9 protein-coding genes and 2 pseudogenes are annotated in these 14553 nt (G+C 71.6%); 8 read left to right on the top strand and 3 right to left on the bottom strand.

Features of this window, described 5'->3' with window-relative positions; translation table 11 throughout:
- Positions 1-32 precede the first annotated feature (32 nt).
- From F9278_RS41270 to F9278_RS41255, 4 genes and pseudogenes are all read left to right on the top strand, one after another.
- A complete protein-coding gene (locus F9278_RS41270) occupies positions 33-662 on the top strand; it encodes a hypothetical protein (protein ID WP_152172881.1) in 630 nt (209 codons plus the stop codon).
- 799 nt (positions 663-1461) lie between these two features.
- Entirely contained in the window at positions 1462-3957 is a 2496-nt protein-coding gene (locus tag F9278_RS41265) for a SpoIIE family protein phosphatase (RefSeq protein WP_152172880.1), read from the top strand.
- A gap of 337 nt (positions 3958-4294) precedes the next feature.
- The gene (locus F9278_RS41260; RefSeq protein WP_152172879.1) at positions 4295-4486 is read left to right on the top strand and encodes a hypothetical protein; all 192 of its coding nucleotides are present in this window, start codon (positions 4295-4297) and stop codon (positions 4484-4486) included.
- Positions 4487-4631: 145 nt separating this feature from the next.
- A pseudogene (locus tag F9278_RS41255) lies at positions 4632-5194 on the top strand (transposase family protein); the annotation flags it as partial.
- A gap of 219 nt (positions 5195-5413) precedes the next feature.
- On the opposite strand, the gene F9278_RS41250 reads toward F9278_RS41255, so the two are convergent.
- A complete protein-coding gene (locus F9278_RS41250; protein ID WP_152172877.1) occupies positions 5414-7303 on the bottom strand; it encodes an ABC transporter ATP-binding protein in 1890 nt (629 codons plus the stop codon).
- 143 nt (positions 7304-7446) lie between these two features.
- Here F9278_RS41250 and F9278_RS41245 point away from each other — a divergent pair, with 143 nt between their 5' ends.
- The 3 genes from F9278_RS41245 to F9278_RS41235 all read left to right on the top strand — a co-directional run bounded on the left by F9278_RS41245 (position 7447) and on the right by F9278_RS41235 (position 12356).
- Positions 7447-8409: a lysylphosphatidylglycerol synthase transmembrane domain-containing protein gene (locus F9278_RS41245; RefSeq protein WP_152172876.1), complete on the top strand. Its 963-nt coding sequence runs from the start codon at positions 7447-7449 to the stop codon at positions 8407-8409.
- Between the two features lie 342 nt (positions 8410-8751).
- Positions 8752-9846 (top strand): mechanosensitive ion channel family protein, encoded by a 1095-nt coding sequence (locus tag F9278_RS41240; protein ID WP_152172875.1) that lies wholly within the window; start codon positions 8752-8754, stop codon positions 9844-9846.
- 290 nt (positions 9847-10136) lie between these two features.
- A complete protein-coding gene (locus tag F9278_RS41235) occupies positions 10137-12356 on the top strand; it encodes an NADP-dependent isocitrate dehydrogenase (protein WP_152172874.1) in 2220 nt (739 codons plus the stop codon).
- Positions 12357-12443: 87 nt separating this feature from the next.
- Here F9278_RS41235 and F9278_RS41230 read toward each other — a convergent pair.
- Positions 12444-12726 (bottom strand): annotated as a pseudogene (locus F9278_RS41230) (alpha/beta hydrolase); the annotation flags it as partial.
- A 269-nt stretch (positions 12727-12995) separates the two neighbouring features.
- On the opposite strand from F9278_RS41230, the gene F9278_RS41225 reads away from it, so the two are divergent.
- A complete protein-coding gene (locus tag F9278_RS41225) occupies positions 12996-13475 on the top strand; it encodes a MarR family winged helix-turn-helix transcriptional regulator (protein ID WP_319023129.1) in 480 nt (159 codons plus the stop codon).
- 27 nt (positions 13476-13502) lie between these two features.
- Here F9278_RS41225 and F9278_RS41220 read toward each other — a convergent pair whose 3' ends face one another.
- Positions 13503-14486: an aldo/keto reductase gene (locus F9278_RS41220; RefSeq protein WP_152172873.1), complete on the bottom strand. Its 984-nt coding sequence runs from the start codon at positions 14484-14486 to the stop codon at positions 13503-13505.
- Positions 14487-14553: the final 67 nt, after the last annotated feature.

Here is a 14553-nt window from a genome sequence, read left to right as displayed (position 1 = left end):
ACGGTGAGGTAGTCAGCCCGAGGAGCCAGGCCATGTCCACGAACGAGAACGCAGTCGCCCTCCGCTTCGCCGACCGCGGCGCGGCCCGCCAGGCGTTCGGCGACCTGACGCGCCTCGGCTCCGCCGCGGAGGTCCGCGGGGCCGTCCTGATGGAACGCCTGGAGGACGGCACCGTCTGCGTCCCCGCGGTCCTGGAGACCGCCCCGGGGTGGAACGCGGAGGTCGGCGGGCTGGTCGGCTCGCTGATGGGGGTCCTCGACGGCCCTCTGGGAATGACAGTGGGCTGGGGCATCGGAGCAATGATCGGCGACGGCCACGACCACCGGCCGTCCACCGGGGCCACCGGGGCCGCCGGCACCGTCGCCGCCGTCACGTCGGACCTCCCGCCCGGCGGGACGGTCGTCCTCGTCGAGGTCGGCGAGTCCGACCCCGAGGCCCTGAACCTGCTGGCCATGAACTACGACGCCGTACTGGAGCGCGGCTCGGCGGACGCGGTACGGGCCGAACTGAAGACGATGGAACAGGTGGCCGAGCTGGTCCGGGAGCAGGAGGCGCGGGGGCGGCGGGAGCGCGGCATCGCCGAGGCCGCGGAGACGGCCGGGCGGCGCGGTGGCCCGGCCGAGAACGGCGGCGTGCCGCCGAGGCGGCAGCTCGCCGCGTGACCGCCGCGAGCCCCATGGACGCGGGGCGCGACCGCACGGCGGTCGAACTCCCCCTGCCCCGCATGGTCAGGGCGGGCACTCCTCCCCCACCCGCCCTGACCGCTCCCGCTCCACGCCGCCGGCCGTAGCCCGGCCCGCAGGCTTTCGGGGTGGACCGGTACGGGTACTGGCCTGTGCCGGTCCACCCCCTCCCTCACTCGGCCACCGCCAGGCCGACGGCTCCCGTGGTGTGGTGCTGTCCCGTCGAGGCCGGGTCCGCGCACCCGCCGGAGCGGCCGGGGTCCGTCCGCCCTGTGGCGCGGCCGTGAGGGCTGGGTTCCGTTGCCCGGCATGTGAGGGGTGGACGTGACGGCAGAACGATTCGAGGTGCGGCGGGAGATCGCGGCGCCGACGGCCGGGACCTTCGTCGCGTCGGCTTCCGGGCCGTGCGCTCCCCGGGCCGCCACACGGCATCCCGGGGGTGCTGCCGGTCAACCCGCCGCCGTGTCGTCAGCGTGCCTGCCGGTGCCGGAGCCCCAGCCGCGGAAGGGACTCGGGCGGCCGTCACCTCCAGGCGGCGGGCTGAGGGCGCGATCCGTGAACCTCGCGGTCGGGACCACGAAACCGCGGGCGGGTCCGTGCGCGTCCCCAGGGACGCCGCTGACCTGAGGTGGGGCGTGGACCGGGTGGCGAGCGCCGGACTCGCGCGCACCTCGGCCAAGGACGGCGGCCAGGCGGTCCGCATCACGCAAAGCGTAAAATTCCGGTCATACAGTAAAGGCGAGGAATGCCGTGGGTGGCGGAAGAGCGGTGAGAACTGATGAGCGGTCCTGGAGTGCCCCGCCGCCACCGGCAAGCTGCCGGGAGGCCACCCGCCGACAGGTCCGACGAGACGCGTGCCGCGCACGCCACCATTGACGACCACGGCATCGTGACCAGCTGGAACGCGGGCGCGGAACTCCTTCTGGGGTACTCGGCCGCGCAGGTGGTGGGACGGCCGGCGGCCGGTCTGCTCGCCGAGGAGAGCGCCGGACGGGACCTGCCGCCCCTCGCGGAGCTGCCCCGGTGGAACGGGACGATCGCCGTCCGGCACCGCGACGGTCACCGCCTGGAGATCAAGGCCCTGGCGCACAAGAGGACACCGGACACCGGCCGGCCGGAATGGCTCCTGGTCTCCGCCCTGCGGGATGCGGCGTCCCGGGACGACGACACCACCCACGACGACGACACCGTCGCCGGCCGGGCTTTCATGGAGGCCGTCGCCTGCGTGACGACGGTGTACGACACCGGGCTCCGCCTGCGCCGGGCCAACGACGCCGCCCAACGGGCCATCGGCCTCCCCGAGGACGAGCTGCGCGGGCTGCGGCTGTCGGAGTTCATCGACCATCCGGAGATGGACAAGGTCGAGCGGTCTCTGCGACAGGCGCTGGAGACCGGGGAGCCGCAGTATCTGGAGGTCTATCTGACCACCCCCGGCGAGAGCCGCGAGCACGCCTGGTCGGCCTTCGTCACCTCGATGAAGGACCGGGAGGGCCGGGTCCAGAGCGTGGCCATAGCCAGTCACGACATCACCGAGCAGTACTGGGCCCGTAAGCGGATGGTGCTGCTGGCCGAGGCCAGCAACCGTATCGGCAGCACCCTCGACGTGACGCGGACCGCCCAGGAACTGGCGGACGTGGTCGTCCCGGAGTTCGCCGACTCCGTCAGCGTCGACCTGCTCGCCTCCCTCGACGAGGGCCCGAACGAACCGCCCCCGGGAACGGAGACACCGAGCGGGCCCGTCGGGCTGCGGCGCATCGCCCACCAGTCGGCGAACCCGGACATCCCGGCGGCGGCCGTCGCGCCGGACGGGGTGGACCACCACCCGGAGGGTTCCCCGCCGGTCGAGAGCCTCCGCACGGGACGCGCGCTGCTGCACGACGCGACCGACCCGGCGATCATCGAGTGGGTGGCCCGCGATCCGATGCGGGACGCCGTGGCGCCCGACGCCAGGGTCCACTCGGTGATGACCGTGCCCCTGACCGCCCGTGGCGCCACCCTCGGCGTCGCCGTCCTCACCCGCCACCAGAACTCCGAGGCGTTCACCGAGGACGACCTGGTACTCACCGAGGAACTCGCCGCCAGAGCGGCCGTCTGCATCGACAACGCCCGCCGCTACACCCGCGAACGCGGCACCGCCGTCACCCTCCAGCGGACCCTGCTGCCGCAGGGGCTGCCCGAGCAGACCGCCGTGGAGGTCGCCTACCGTTATCTCCCGGCCGGCGCCCACGCCGGTGTCGGCGGCGACTGGTTCGACGTGATCCCGCTGTCCGGCGCCCGCGTCGCCCTCGTCGTCGGTGACGTCGTCGGTCACGGCCTCCAGGCCTCCGCCTTCATGGGGCGGCTGCGTACGGCCGTGCTCACCCTCGCCGACATCGACCTGGCCCCCGACGAACTCCTCACCCACCTCGACGACCTGGTCATCCGCCTGTCCACCCGGGCGGGCAACACGGCGGGGCCGGACCAGGAACCGGAAACCGCCGGGGACCTCGGCGCCACCTGCCTGTACGCCGTGTACGACCCGGTCTCCCGGCGCTGCACGCTCGCCCGCGCCGGACACCCCGAACCGGTCGTCGTGAGCCCCGACGGCACCGCGACCCTGCTCGACGTTCCGGCCGGTCTCCCGCTGGGCTTCGGCGGTCTGCCCTTCGAGTCGGTCGACGTCGAACTGCCCGAGGGCAGCCTCCTCGCCCTCTACACCGACGGGCTGATCGAATCCCGTGAACAGGACATCGACATCGGGATGTCCCTGCTCCGCCGGACCCTCGCCCGGCCGGCCGCCCACCTGGACACCCTGTGCGACACGGTTCTCAACGCCCTGCTGCCCGACCGTCCGACCGACGACGTCGCCCTGCTCATCGCCCGCACCAAGGTCCTGGACACCGACCGGGTCGCCACCTGGGACATCCCCGCAGACCCGGCCGCCGTCGCCCAGACCCGCAAGGAGGCCACCACGCAAGTGGAGGCATGGGGACTGGACGACGCCGTCTTCGTCACCGAACTGATCGTCAGCGAACTCGTCACCAACGCCATCCGGTACGCCGAACCCCCCATCCAGCTACGTTTGATCCACGACCGCAATCTCATCTGCGAAGTCTCCGACGCCAGTGGCACGGCCCCCCATCTGCGCCGTGCCCGTACCTACGACGAAGGCGGCCGTGGTCTCCTCCTGGTCGCCCAGCTCACCGCCGCCTGGGGCACCCGCCAGACCACCGAGGGCAAGACCATCTGGGCTGAACAAGCCCTCGCGATGAATCCGCACGAAGGGTCTCTGTGACCGGACCGACAGGAGCAGGCACTCCGCGTTGCACGGAAGGAGAGCCGGGGTTGGTGGCACCCGTTCGGTGGGGGACGCCCGAGGACCGTGGCCCGGGGCGACGGGGGCACGCGGGGAAATGCGCTCCTCCGGCAAGCGCTGCCGGGTGGTGCGACCGAGAGCCGGCCGCTGCCGACGATCTTCCAGCCGGTCGCGGGTCGCCGGTCCCCCGTGCGACGCGGTTTCCTTTCGGCGCATCGCCCTTGCGAACCTGCGTTCACGACGCGAACTCGAGGGCCGCCCGCAGGATGTCGCCAGGAGCCGTTCCGCACTCGGCCCATGTGATGCCGATACCTGCGTGCACGTGCACGGCCTGGTCGCCCCCGCGTACGGTCTGACCGAGCCGCCGGGCGACCACTGCCTGGTGAGAGGGGTGCCCTGTTCGGCCCTCACGGCGCTCGCCCTAGCCCAGGCCGGCCGTCAGGTGCGTGGCTCCGCGTGGGGGGCGGACCATCACGCGCACGGCTTCACCAGCGTGAGCAGAGAGTGATGTCCGGGCCCCTGCAAGCGTGCTCCGAACGCGTCCAGGGTCCGTCAAGACCGGCCGAGTGCGTACGTCGTCCGGGCCACCGCGTACGTCCCGGCCCTTCCGTAGAGCGTGTTGCACAAGGCTGTGATCAGGGCATCTTCCTTGGCTGCGGATCGCCCAGTTCGCGCGGCTGCTGAAGGTGGTGCGGGAGCGGGGGGCAATGGCACGCTGCAGGGCCGGCCGTGGTCGTTTGCCGTTGGCCGAGCGGGTGCTGATGGTTGCGGTGTACTACCGCACGAACCTGACGATGCGGCAGCTGGGTCCACTGTTCGGCGTCTCTTCCTCCACGGTCTGCCGTGTCATCCAGCGGCTTGGTCCGCTGCCGGCGCTCAAGCCCGTCTCTCGCACTGTCGAGGCGGCGGACCGGTCGTGGATCGTGGACGGCACCCTGGTCCCGGTCCGCGACCGGAACGTCGGCTCCTCGTCACGCGACTACCGGTTCTCGGCGAACGTGCAGGTAGTCGTCGATGCCGACACCCGCCTTGTGATCGCCGCCGCCCACCCGGTGCCGGGCAGCACCGCGGACGCGCACGCCTGGCGGGCCTCCGGCCTGGCCGAACACTGCCAGGGCGTGACCGTCCTGGGCGACGGCGTCTACCTCAACTGCGGGATGGTCGTACCGCACCGCAAACGGCCTCACCGGCCCTGCTGCCGGGCGAGGAAACTGACCCCGTCCCTCGCCACCATGAAGCTCGCCGATACGGCGACGCGAACATGGAACTCGCCCTGCGCGGACTGGAACTGAAGACGCGCGACCCCTATCTGTCGGGGTGGCGGCTACGGCGCCGCTGAGTCGACGATGATGCCGGGACGGCAGTGTTCATGATCCCAGCCGGGCCGAACGGCGTACCCGCGATCGCTGGGTTCCCCTGGGGAATGACCACGTTCCTACACCGCCGCGTCGGCGGCTTCGGGCTCCCCCTTCTCGAACTGGGTCCGGTACAGCTCCGCGTAGCGGCCGTCCGCCTCCAACAGCTCTTCGTGGCGGCCTCGTTCCACGATCCGGCCCGCCTCGACGACGAGGATCTGGTCGGCGGTGCGGACGGTCGAGAGGCGGTGGGCGATGACGACGGCCGTGCGGCCCTCCAGGGCCTCGGCCAGGGCCTCCTGGACGGCGGCCTCCGAGGTGTTGTCGAGGTGGGCGGTGGCCTCGTCGAGGATGACGACGCGTTGGCGGGCCAGGAGCAGCCGGGCGATGGTCATGCGCTGGCGTTCGCCGCCGGAGAGGCGGTAGCCGCGTTCGCCGACGACGGTGTCGAGGGCGTCGGGCAGGGCGCGGACGAGGTCGTCGAGGCGGGCCCGGCGGAGGACCTCCCAGAGGTCGTCGTCCGTGGCCCCGGGGCGGGCGAGCAGCAGATTGGCGCGGACGGTGTCGTGGAAGAGGTGGCCGTCCTGGGTGACCATGCCGAGGGTGGCGCGCAGCGACGCCGCGCTGAGGTCGCGGACGTCGACGCCGCCGACGCGGACCGTGCCCGCGTCCGTGTCGTACAGGCGGGGCAGCAGTTGGGCGACGGTCGACTTGCCGGCGCCGGAGGAGCCCACGAGGGCGACGGTCCGGCCGGGTTCGGCGCGGAAGGAGACGCCGTGCAGGACCTCGGTGCCGCCCCGGGTGTCGAGGGCGGCCACCTCCTCCAGGGAGGCGAGGGAGACCTTGTCGGCGGACGGGTAGCCGAAGCGGACGTCGTCGAACTCCACGGCCACCGGGCCCTCGGGGACCTCCTGGGCGTCCGCTTTCTCCTCGATCAGCGGTTTCAGGTCCAGTACCTCGAAGACGCGCTCGAAGCTCACCAGGGCGCTCATGATCTCCACGCGCGCCCCGGCGAGCGCGGTGAGCGGCGCGTACAGCCGGGTGAGCAGCAGGGCCAGAGAGACGATCGCGCCCGCGTCCAGGGTGCCGCGCAGCGCGAACCAGCCGCCGAGGCCGTACACCAGGGCGAGCGCGAGGGCCGAGACGAGGGTGAGGGCGGTGATGAACGCCGACTGCGCCATCGCCGTACGCACGCCGATGTCCCGTACCCGCTCGGCCCGTCGGGCGAATTCGGCGGACTCGTCGTCCGGGCGTCCGAAGAGTTTGACCAGGGTGGCGCCGGGCGCGGAGAAACGCTCGGTCATCCGGGTGCCCATGGCGGCGTTGAGGTCGGCCGCCTCGCGCTGGAGCCGGGCCATCCGGCGGCCCACGCGGCGGGCGGGGATCACGAAGACGGGCAGCAGGACGAGCGAGAGAAGGGTGATCTGCCAGGAGAGGGTCAGCATCACGGCGAGGGTGAGCAGCAGGGTGACCACATTGCCGACCACCCCGGACAGGGTGTTGCTGAACGCCCGTTGGGCGCCGATGACGTCGTTGTTGAGTCGACTGACGAGCGCTCCCGTACGAGTACGTGTGAAGAACGCGACCGGCATGCGCTGCACATGATCGAAGACGGCGGTCCGCAGATCGAGGATGAGTCCCTCGCCGAGCGTCGCCGACAGGCGTCGGCCCAGCAGCCCGAGCGCCGCCTCGGCGACCGCGATCAGGGCGATGAGCACGGCAAGGCGGACGACGAGTGTCTCGTCCCCGCCCGAGACGATCACGTCCACGACGTTCCCCGCGAGCACCGGCGTCGCCACGGCGAGCAGCGCGGTCACGACACCGATGCCGACGAACCACGTGATACGGCGACGATGTGGACGGGCGAAGGCGCCGACGCGTCGTAGCGTCGCGCGGGCGAGGGGGCGGCTGCGGTGCTGGGCGGTCATCATGCCCTGCAACTGGGTCCAGGCGGTGGTCTCCATACTCATGGGGAGGACGCTAGAACCTCGACCAAACTTGAGGTCAAGGAGCGGGGGCTGATACGCCGGGCGCGGCCTGGTCCCCCGTCGGTCAACCCCCGTCCCCGTGGCCGCAACCCGCCGTTGGCCGGGCGGGGAGAGCCTCTCCCGGTGTGACGGCGATACCAGTGCGACGACGACTCACCTGGCGTGTTCCGGTGCGGCGGATCCTCTGCCTACTCCCCCTCGTCCTGGTGCTGGCGGTCGCCGTACGGCACCGCTCCGTCCTCGTCGAGGGCTTCGCCCATCTGGCGACCGCGCGTTGGCCCTGGCTGGTCGCGGCGCTCGGTGTGACCTGTCTGACCTGGGTCGCGGCGGCGGTGACCCGGCAGGGGGCGCTCGTCGAACGGCTGCCCGCCGGGCGGCTGTTGGCCACCCAGTTCGCGGCGGGCGCGGCGAACCATCTGCTGCCGACCGGGCTGGGCGCGAGCGCGGTGAACCTGCGGTTCATGACGGTGTGCGGGGTGTCGCTGTCCCGTTCCTCGGCGGCGCTCGCGCTGTATCTGCTCGCCGAGTCCATCGCCCGCGTCGGGCTGCTGCTGGCCCTGCTGCTCGCGTTCCCGCAGGCCCTGCGGCTCGGCCCGCTCCTCCCCGACGGCACCTCGGCCCCCTTGCTGATCACGGCCGTCGCCGTCGTGTGCGCCGCCGCGGCCGTGGTGCTCCTCGTCGGACGGCTGCGTACGGCCGTGTTCGGCTTCGTGCGCACGGCGCTCGGCGAGGCCCGTTCGATCCACACCCGGCCGACGCGCGTCCTGGCGCTCTGGGGCGGTTCGCTCGCGTTCCCGGCGCTCCAGGCGGGTGTACTGGTCACGGTGGGGCTGGCGTTGGGGCTGGACATCCCGGTGACGCACATGGCGCTCGCCTATCTCGCCGCCACCGTCGCGGTCGCCCTGGTACCGACTCCGGGCGGTCTGGGTTCGGTGGAGGCCGCGCTCGTGGTCGCCCTGGTGGCGGCCGGCGGTCCGGTGGCGGTGGCGACGGCGGTGGTGCTGGCGTTCCGGATCATCACGGTCTGGCTGCCACTGCTGCCGGGCGCGTTGACGCTCGGCGCGCTGGTCCGGCTGAAGGTGATCTGACACCGGGCGCGGGCGATCTGACGCCGGGTGGGCCACCGCGGCGGTTCCCGGACGGGGAGGTCGCGGTTCCGGGAAGGGGAGGTCGCCGTACCGCAGTGCACATCCGGACATTCCCCGGAGCGCGGGCGCCGGTCGTCGGCCGATCCGCGCAGGTCCGGTGCCGATCAGCCGTGCGGATACGGCAGGATGAGCGGTCGCGCCCGAGGTCGTACACACGTCCGGCAGGCGTGATCGCGCACTACGGATTCGAGCAGGTGGCAAGGTGACGACACATCACATACGGCCCACGGGAACCGGTATACGGCCCGTCGACCGCTCCCCCCGCACCCCGGGAGGCGACCGATGACCCGGGCCCTCACCCTCGACGACTACCTCGTGGCCGGAATCACCCTGGTCGCGGGCCTGTTGGCCGCGTTCCTGCTGCGGCTGCTGCTGCGCTGGCTCGGCGGACACGCGACGAAGACCCGCTGGGGCGGTGACGACGTCATCGTCGACACGCTGCGCTCGCTGGTGCCGTGGGGCACGTTCGTCGCCGGCGCGGCGGCAGCGGCGGCGGTGCTGCCGCTGACGAAGACCGTGCAGCACAACGTGAACCAGTCCCTGACGGTGCTGTTCATCCTCGTCGCCACGATCACGTCGGCCAGGGTGATCGCCGGTCTGGTGCGTACGCTCGCCCAGTCGCGGGCCGGGGTCGCCGGCTCGGTCACCATCTTCGTGAACATCACCCGGGTCACGGTCCTCGCGATCGGCTGCCTGGTGATTCTCCAGACGCTGGGCATCCCGGTCGCCCCGCTGGTCACCGCCCTGGGCGTCGGCGGTCTCGCGGTGGCGCTGGCCCTCCAGGACACGCTCGCCAACCTCTTCGCCGGCATCCACATCCTCGCCTCCAAGACGGTCCAGCCCGGCGACTACATCAAGCTGAGCAGCGGCGAGGAGGGCTATGTCGTCGACATCAACTGGCGGCAGACGACGATCAAGTCGCTCTCCAACAACCTGGTGATCATCCCCAACGGGCAGCTCGCCGGCACGAACATGACCAACTTCAACCAGCCCGAGCAGGACATGACGCTGCTGGTGCAGGTGGGGGTCGGCTACGACAGCGATCTGGAGCATGTGGAGCGGGTGACCAACGAGATCATCGCCGAGACGATGAAGGAGGTCGAGGGGGCCGTTCCCGACCATGAGCCGGCCGTACGGTTCCACACCTTCGGTGACTCGCGGATCGGGATGACCGTGATCCTGGGGGTCGGGGAGTTCAGCGACCAGTACCGGATCAAGCACGAGTTCATCAAGCGGCTGCACAAGCGGTACCGGGCGGAGGGGATCAGTGTGCCGGTGCCCCGGCGCGCGATCACGCTCCAGACGGGGGCCGGGACCGGGGGTGGCGGCGTGGAGATCCCGCACCAGCGGGGCACTGCCGTGGAGACGGCGCCGTAGGAGGGTTGCCGGGTGCGGGTGGGTGGGGGCCGGTCGCGCGGTTCCCCGCGCCCCTTGAGGGCCTACGGCCACTCAGGGGCGAAAAGCACGGGGCGCAGCCCCTGCTTTTCGAGGGGCGCGGGGAACCGCGCGAGAAGCCCCACCGGGCCCGCACCCGACAAGGCACCCGACAAGGCACCCGACGGCACACCCACCGTGGCGGTCCCCACACCCCGGCCCCTGTCGAGTCCCACCCCCGTACGAGATATCTTGATGTCGAGCAATGTTGCAGACGTGGAGCGGAGCACCCGGTGACTGACTCGACCATCATCTACACGCACACTGACGAGGCGCCCGCCCTGGCGACCCACTCGTTCCTGCCCGTGATCAAGGCGTACGCCTCGCAGGCCGGTGTCTCCGTCGAGACCCGTGACATCTCGCTGGCCGGACGCATCATCGCCGTCTTCCCGGAGTACCTGGAGGAGGGGCAGCGCATCCCGGACGCCCTCTCGGAGCTGGGCGAGCTGGCCAAGACCCCCGCGGCGAACATCATCAAGCTGCCGAACATCTCGGCGTCGATCCCCCAGCTGAAGGCCGCCGTGGCCGAGCTGCAGGGCCAGGGCTACGCGCTGCCGGACTACCCGGACGACCCGAAGTCCGACGAGGAACGCGAGATCCGCGCCCGCTACGACAAGATCAAGGGTTCCGCCGTGAACCCGGTCCTGCGTGAGGGCAACTCCGACCGCCGCGCCCCCGCCTCGGTCAAGAACTACGCCAAGACCCACCCGCACCGCATGGGCGCCTGGTCGTCGGACTCCAAGACCAACGTCGCGACGATGGGCGAGAACGACTTCCGCTCCACCGAGAAGTCCGCGGTGATCGCCGAGGCCGGTTCGCTGAGGATCGAGCTGGTCGGCGACGACGGCTCCACCACCGTGCTGCGCGAGTCCGTACCCGTCCTCGCGGGCGAGGTCGTCGACGCCTCCGTGATGCGCGTCGCCGCGCTGCGCGAGTTCCTGACCGCGCAGGTCGCGAAGGCCAAGGCCGAGGGCGTGCTGTTCTCCGTGCACCTCAAGGCCACGATGATGAAGGTCTCCGACCCGATCGTCTTCGGTCACGTCGTGCGCGCCTTCTTCCCGAGGACGTTCGCGAAGTACGGCGAGACGCTGGCCGCCGCCGGTCTCTCCCCGAACGACGGCCTCGGCGGCATCCACAAGGGCCTGGAGACCCTGCCGGAGGGCGCCGAGATCAAGGCCTCCTTCGACGCCGAGCTGGCCGAGGGCCCGGCGCTGGCGATGGTCGACTCCGACAAGGGCATCACCAACCTGCACGTGCCGTCCGACGTCATCGTCGACGCCTCGATGCCGGCCATGATCCGCACCTCCGGCCACATGTGGGGCCCGGACGGCGCCGAGGCCGACACCCTCGCGGTGCTCCCGGACTCCTCCTACGCCGGTGTCTACCAGGTCGCGATCGACGACTGCCGCGCCAACGGCGCCTACGACCCGTCGACCATGGGCTCCGTCCCGAACGTCGGCCTCATGGCACAGAAGGCCGAGGAGTACGGCTCCCACGACAAGACCTTCGAGATCGCCACGACGGGTACGGTCCGCCTCGTCGACCAGGCCGGGAACGTGGTCATCGAGCAGGCGGTCTCCGCCGGTGACATCTTCCGCGCCTGCCAGACCAAGGACGACCCGATCCGCGACTGGGTGAAGCTGGCCGTCACCCGCGCCCGCGCCACCGGCGACCCGGCGGTGTTCTGGCTGGACGAGACCCGCGCGCACGACGCCAACCTGATCGCCAAGGTCGAGGCGTACCTGCCGGAGCACGACACCGAGGGCCTGGACATCCGTGTCCTCGCCCCCGTCGAGGCCACCAAGCTGTCGGTGGAGCGCATCCGCCGCGGCGAGAACACCATCTCGGTGACCGGCAACGTGCTGCGCGACTACCTCACCGACCTGTTCCCGATCCTGGAGCTGGGCACCAGCGCCAAGATGCTGTCGGTCGTCCCGCTGATGGCGGGCGGCGGCCTCTTCGAGACGGGCGCCGGCGGCTCCGCCCCGAAGCACGTCCAGCAGTTGGTCAAGGAGGACTACCTGCGCTGGGACTCCCTCGGGGAGTTCTTCGCGCTGGTCCCGTCGCTGGAGCAGTACGCCGAGACCACCGGCAACACCCGCGCCAAGGTCCTCGCCGACACCCTCGACCGCGCCACGGCGACCTTCCTCAACGAGGACAAGTCCCCCTCGCGTCGCGTCGGCGGCATCGACAACCGCGGCAGCCACTTCTTCCTGTCCCTGTACTGGGCCCAGGAGCTGGCCGCGCAGACCGACGCCGCCGACCTGGCGAAGGCCTTCGCCCCGCTCGCCGAGACCCTCACGGCGAACGAGCAGACCATCGTCGACGAGCTGATCGCCGTCCAGGGCAAGCCGGCCGACATCGGCGGCTACTACCAGCCCGACCCGGCCAAGGCCGCCAAGGTCATGCGCCCGTCGGCCACGTGGAACGAGGCGCTGGCGAACTTCGCCTGAGCCTGACCCGTACAGCACACGGCGGACCGCCCCGGCCGGGATCACTCCCGACCGGGGCGGTCCGCCGTGCTGTGGGTTCGCCCGGTGTCATTCCGTGCCGAGGGCGGCACGCAGGGTCGCGACCGCCCGCCCGATCGCGGCCTCGGCGGCACGCGTCCCCCGCAGAGCGTTCAGCATGACGAAGTCGTGGATGATCCCCTGGCAGCGCACGGCGGTCACCGGTACGCCCGCCTCGCGCAGCTTGTTCGCGTACGCCTCGCGCTCGTCGCGCAGGACATCGGCCTCGGCGGTGACGACCAGGGCCGGGGGCAGCCCCTTGAGCCGCTCGGGGGGTGGCGCGCAGCGGTGAGGCGGTGATCTCGGCGCGCTCGCGCCGGTGGGCCCGCCCGGCACGGTCGCCCACTCCTCGTCCACGGCCGGCTTCTCGATGTCGCCCGACCGGATCTCGTCGACGGTCTCGCGGCCCGCCACCGGACCGAGGTCGAACAGGTACGGCGGGTTCGCGCTCGCCCCGGCGACACATCAAGAACAGTAGCTCGCGACTAGGTCGTACACAACTGAATAGCTCTCGCCGCAACCTGGAGGCTGACGGTAGGGTTGGAGATCGTCAAGCGGAGCACAGGGCGGAGGAGCGACACCGTGAGCACAGTCGGCGACATCGCGGACACGGCCGGGGCGCAGCCGACGCGGGGGCAGAGCCTGCTCCTTGACGACCAGCTCTGCTTCGCCCTGTACGCCGCCTCGCGCGCGGTCACGGCCCGCTACCGGCCGCTGCTGGACGAGCTGGGGCTGACCTATCCGCAGTATCTGGTCATGCTCGCGCTCTGGGAGCAGGACTCGATCTCCGTCCGCGATCTGGGCGCCGCGCTCCAGCTGGAGTCGAGCACGCTCTCCCCGCTCCTCAAACGCCTGGAGACCGGTGGCCTGCTCCGCCGCGAGCGCCGTACGGACGACGAGCGTTCCGTCGCCATCCGGCTCACGGAGTCCGGCGCCCTGCTCCAGGAGCGGGCCCGGACCGTCCCCGTGGACATCGGCGCGGCCATGGGGCTGCCCCCCGAACAGCACACCATGGCCAAGCAGTTGCTACGGCTGCTCACGGCGAACGTGGGTCAGGGCTGACCCGTCGGGGCCGTCCCGTACGCCACGCTAGTGCGCGGCATCGAGCCTGAGCCGCTGCTCCCCCGTCAACTCCAGCTCCACCGCGGCGAGGTTCTCCTCCAACTGCGCGAGCGACGACACCCCGGCCAGCGGGACGATCGGGAACCGTCCGCCCGACTGCCAGGCCAGCACGACCTGGTTGACGGTCGCCCCGGTCTCCCGCGCCACCTCGCCGAGCACCTTCAGCCGGGCGGGGGTGCCGGGGTGGTCGTAGTCCGACGGGAGTGCGTCCGGTCGTACGTAACCGCCCTTGAGCAGCGGGGAGTAGGCGACCAGGGTGAGGTCGGGCTCTGCCTCCAGATAGCTCAGGAGTTCGGCGGTGGTCGCGCCGAGGGTGCCGTCCGCCCACAGGTCGCCGGGTACGTCGGTGCGCGGGCGCAGCAGGCTGTGGTGGTACTGGAGGACCTCGTAGCGGGGCAGCCCGGCAGCGGCGGCGAGGGCGCGGGCCCGCTCCACCCGCCACACGGCGTGGTTGCTGACGCCGAGCAGTCCGACCGTGCCCTCGGCGACGAGTTCCGCGAAGCCCTCGACGGTCTCCCGCGCCGGCACCGTACGGTCCTCGATGTGGGCGTAGAGGAGGTCGAGCCGTTCCACGCCGAGCCGTTCGCGGCTGCGTTCGGCCGACTCGCGGATCGCCTTCGCCGACAGCCCCTCGGCGTTGTCGACATAGCCGGTGCCGGGTGCGAGGGGCCGGGCGCCGAGCTTGGTGGCGATGACGATCTCGTCGCCGACGCCCCGGTCGCGCCGCCAGCGGCCGAGGAGTTCCTCGCTCTGGCCGCCCTGTCCCGCGTCGGTCCAGAACGCGTAGTTGTCGGACGTGTCGATGAAGTTCCCACCCGCCTCCACATAGCGGTCGAGCAGCGCGAAGGAGGTCTTCTCGTCCGTCCGCGAGCCGAACAGCATCGCGCCGAGCGCGAGCACGCTCACCTCGCGGCGGGTCGCCGGGTCACTGCCGATCGTGCGGTACTTCATGCCGTCGCCTCCGGTTCCGCCCGTCTCTCGGGCCCGAAGGGGAGTCTTCAACTTGAAGCGCACGCGA

This window comes from Streptomyces phaeolivaceus, from assembly GCF_009184865.1.
Lineage (GTDB): Bacteria > Actinomycetota > Actinomycetes > Streptomycetales > Streptomycetaceae > Streptomyces > Streptomyces phaeolivaceus.
The sequence above is the reverse complement of the archived record's forward strand: the minus strand, read 5'-3'. Positions and strand labels throughout refer to the sequence as shown.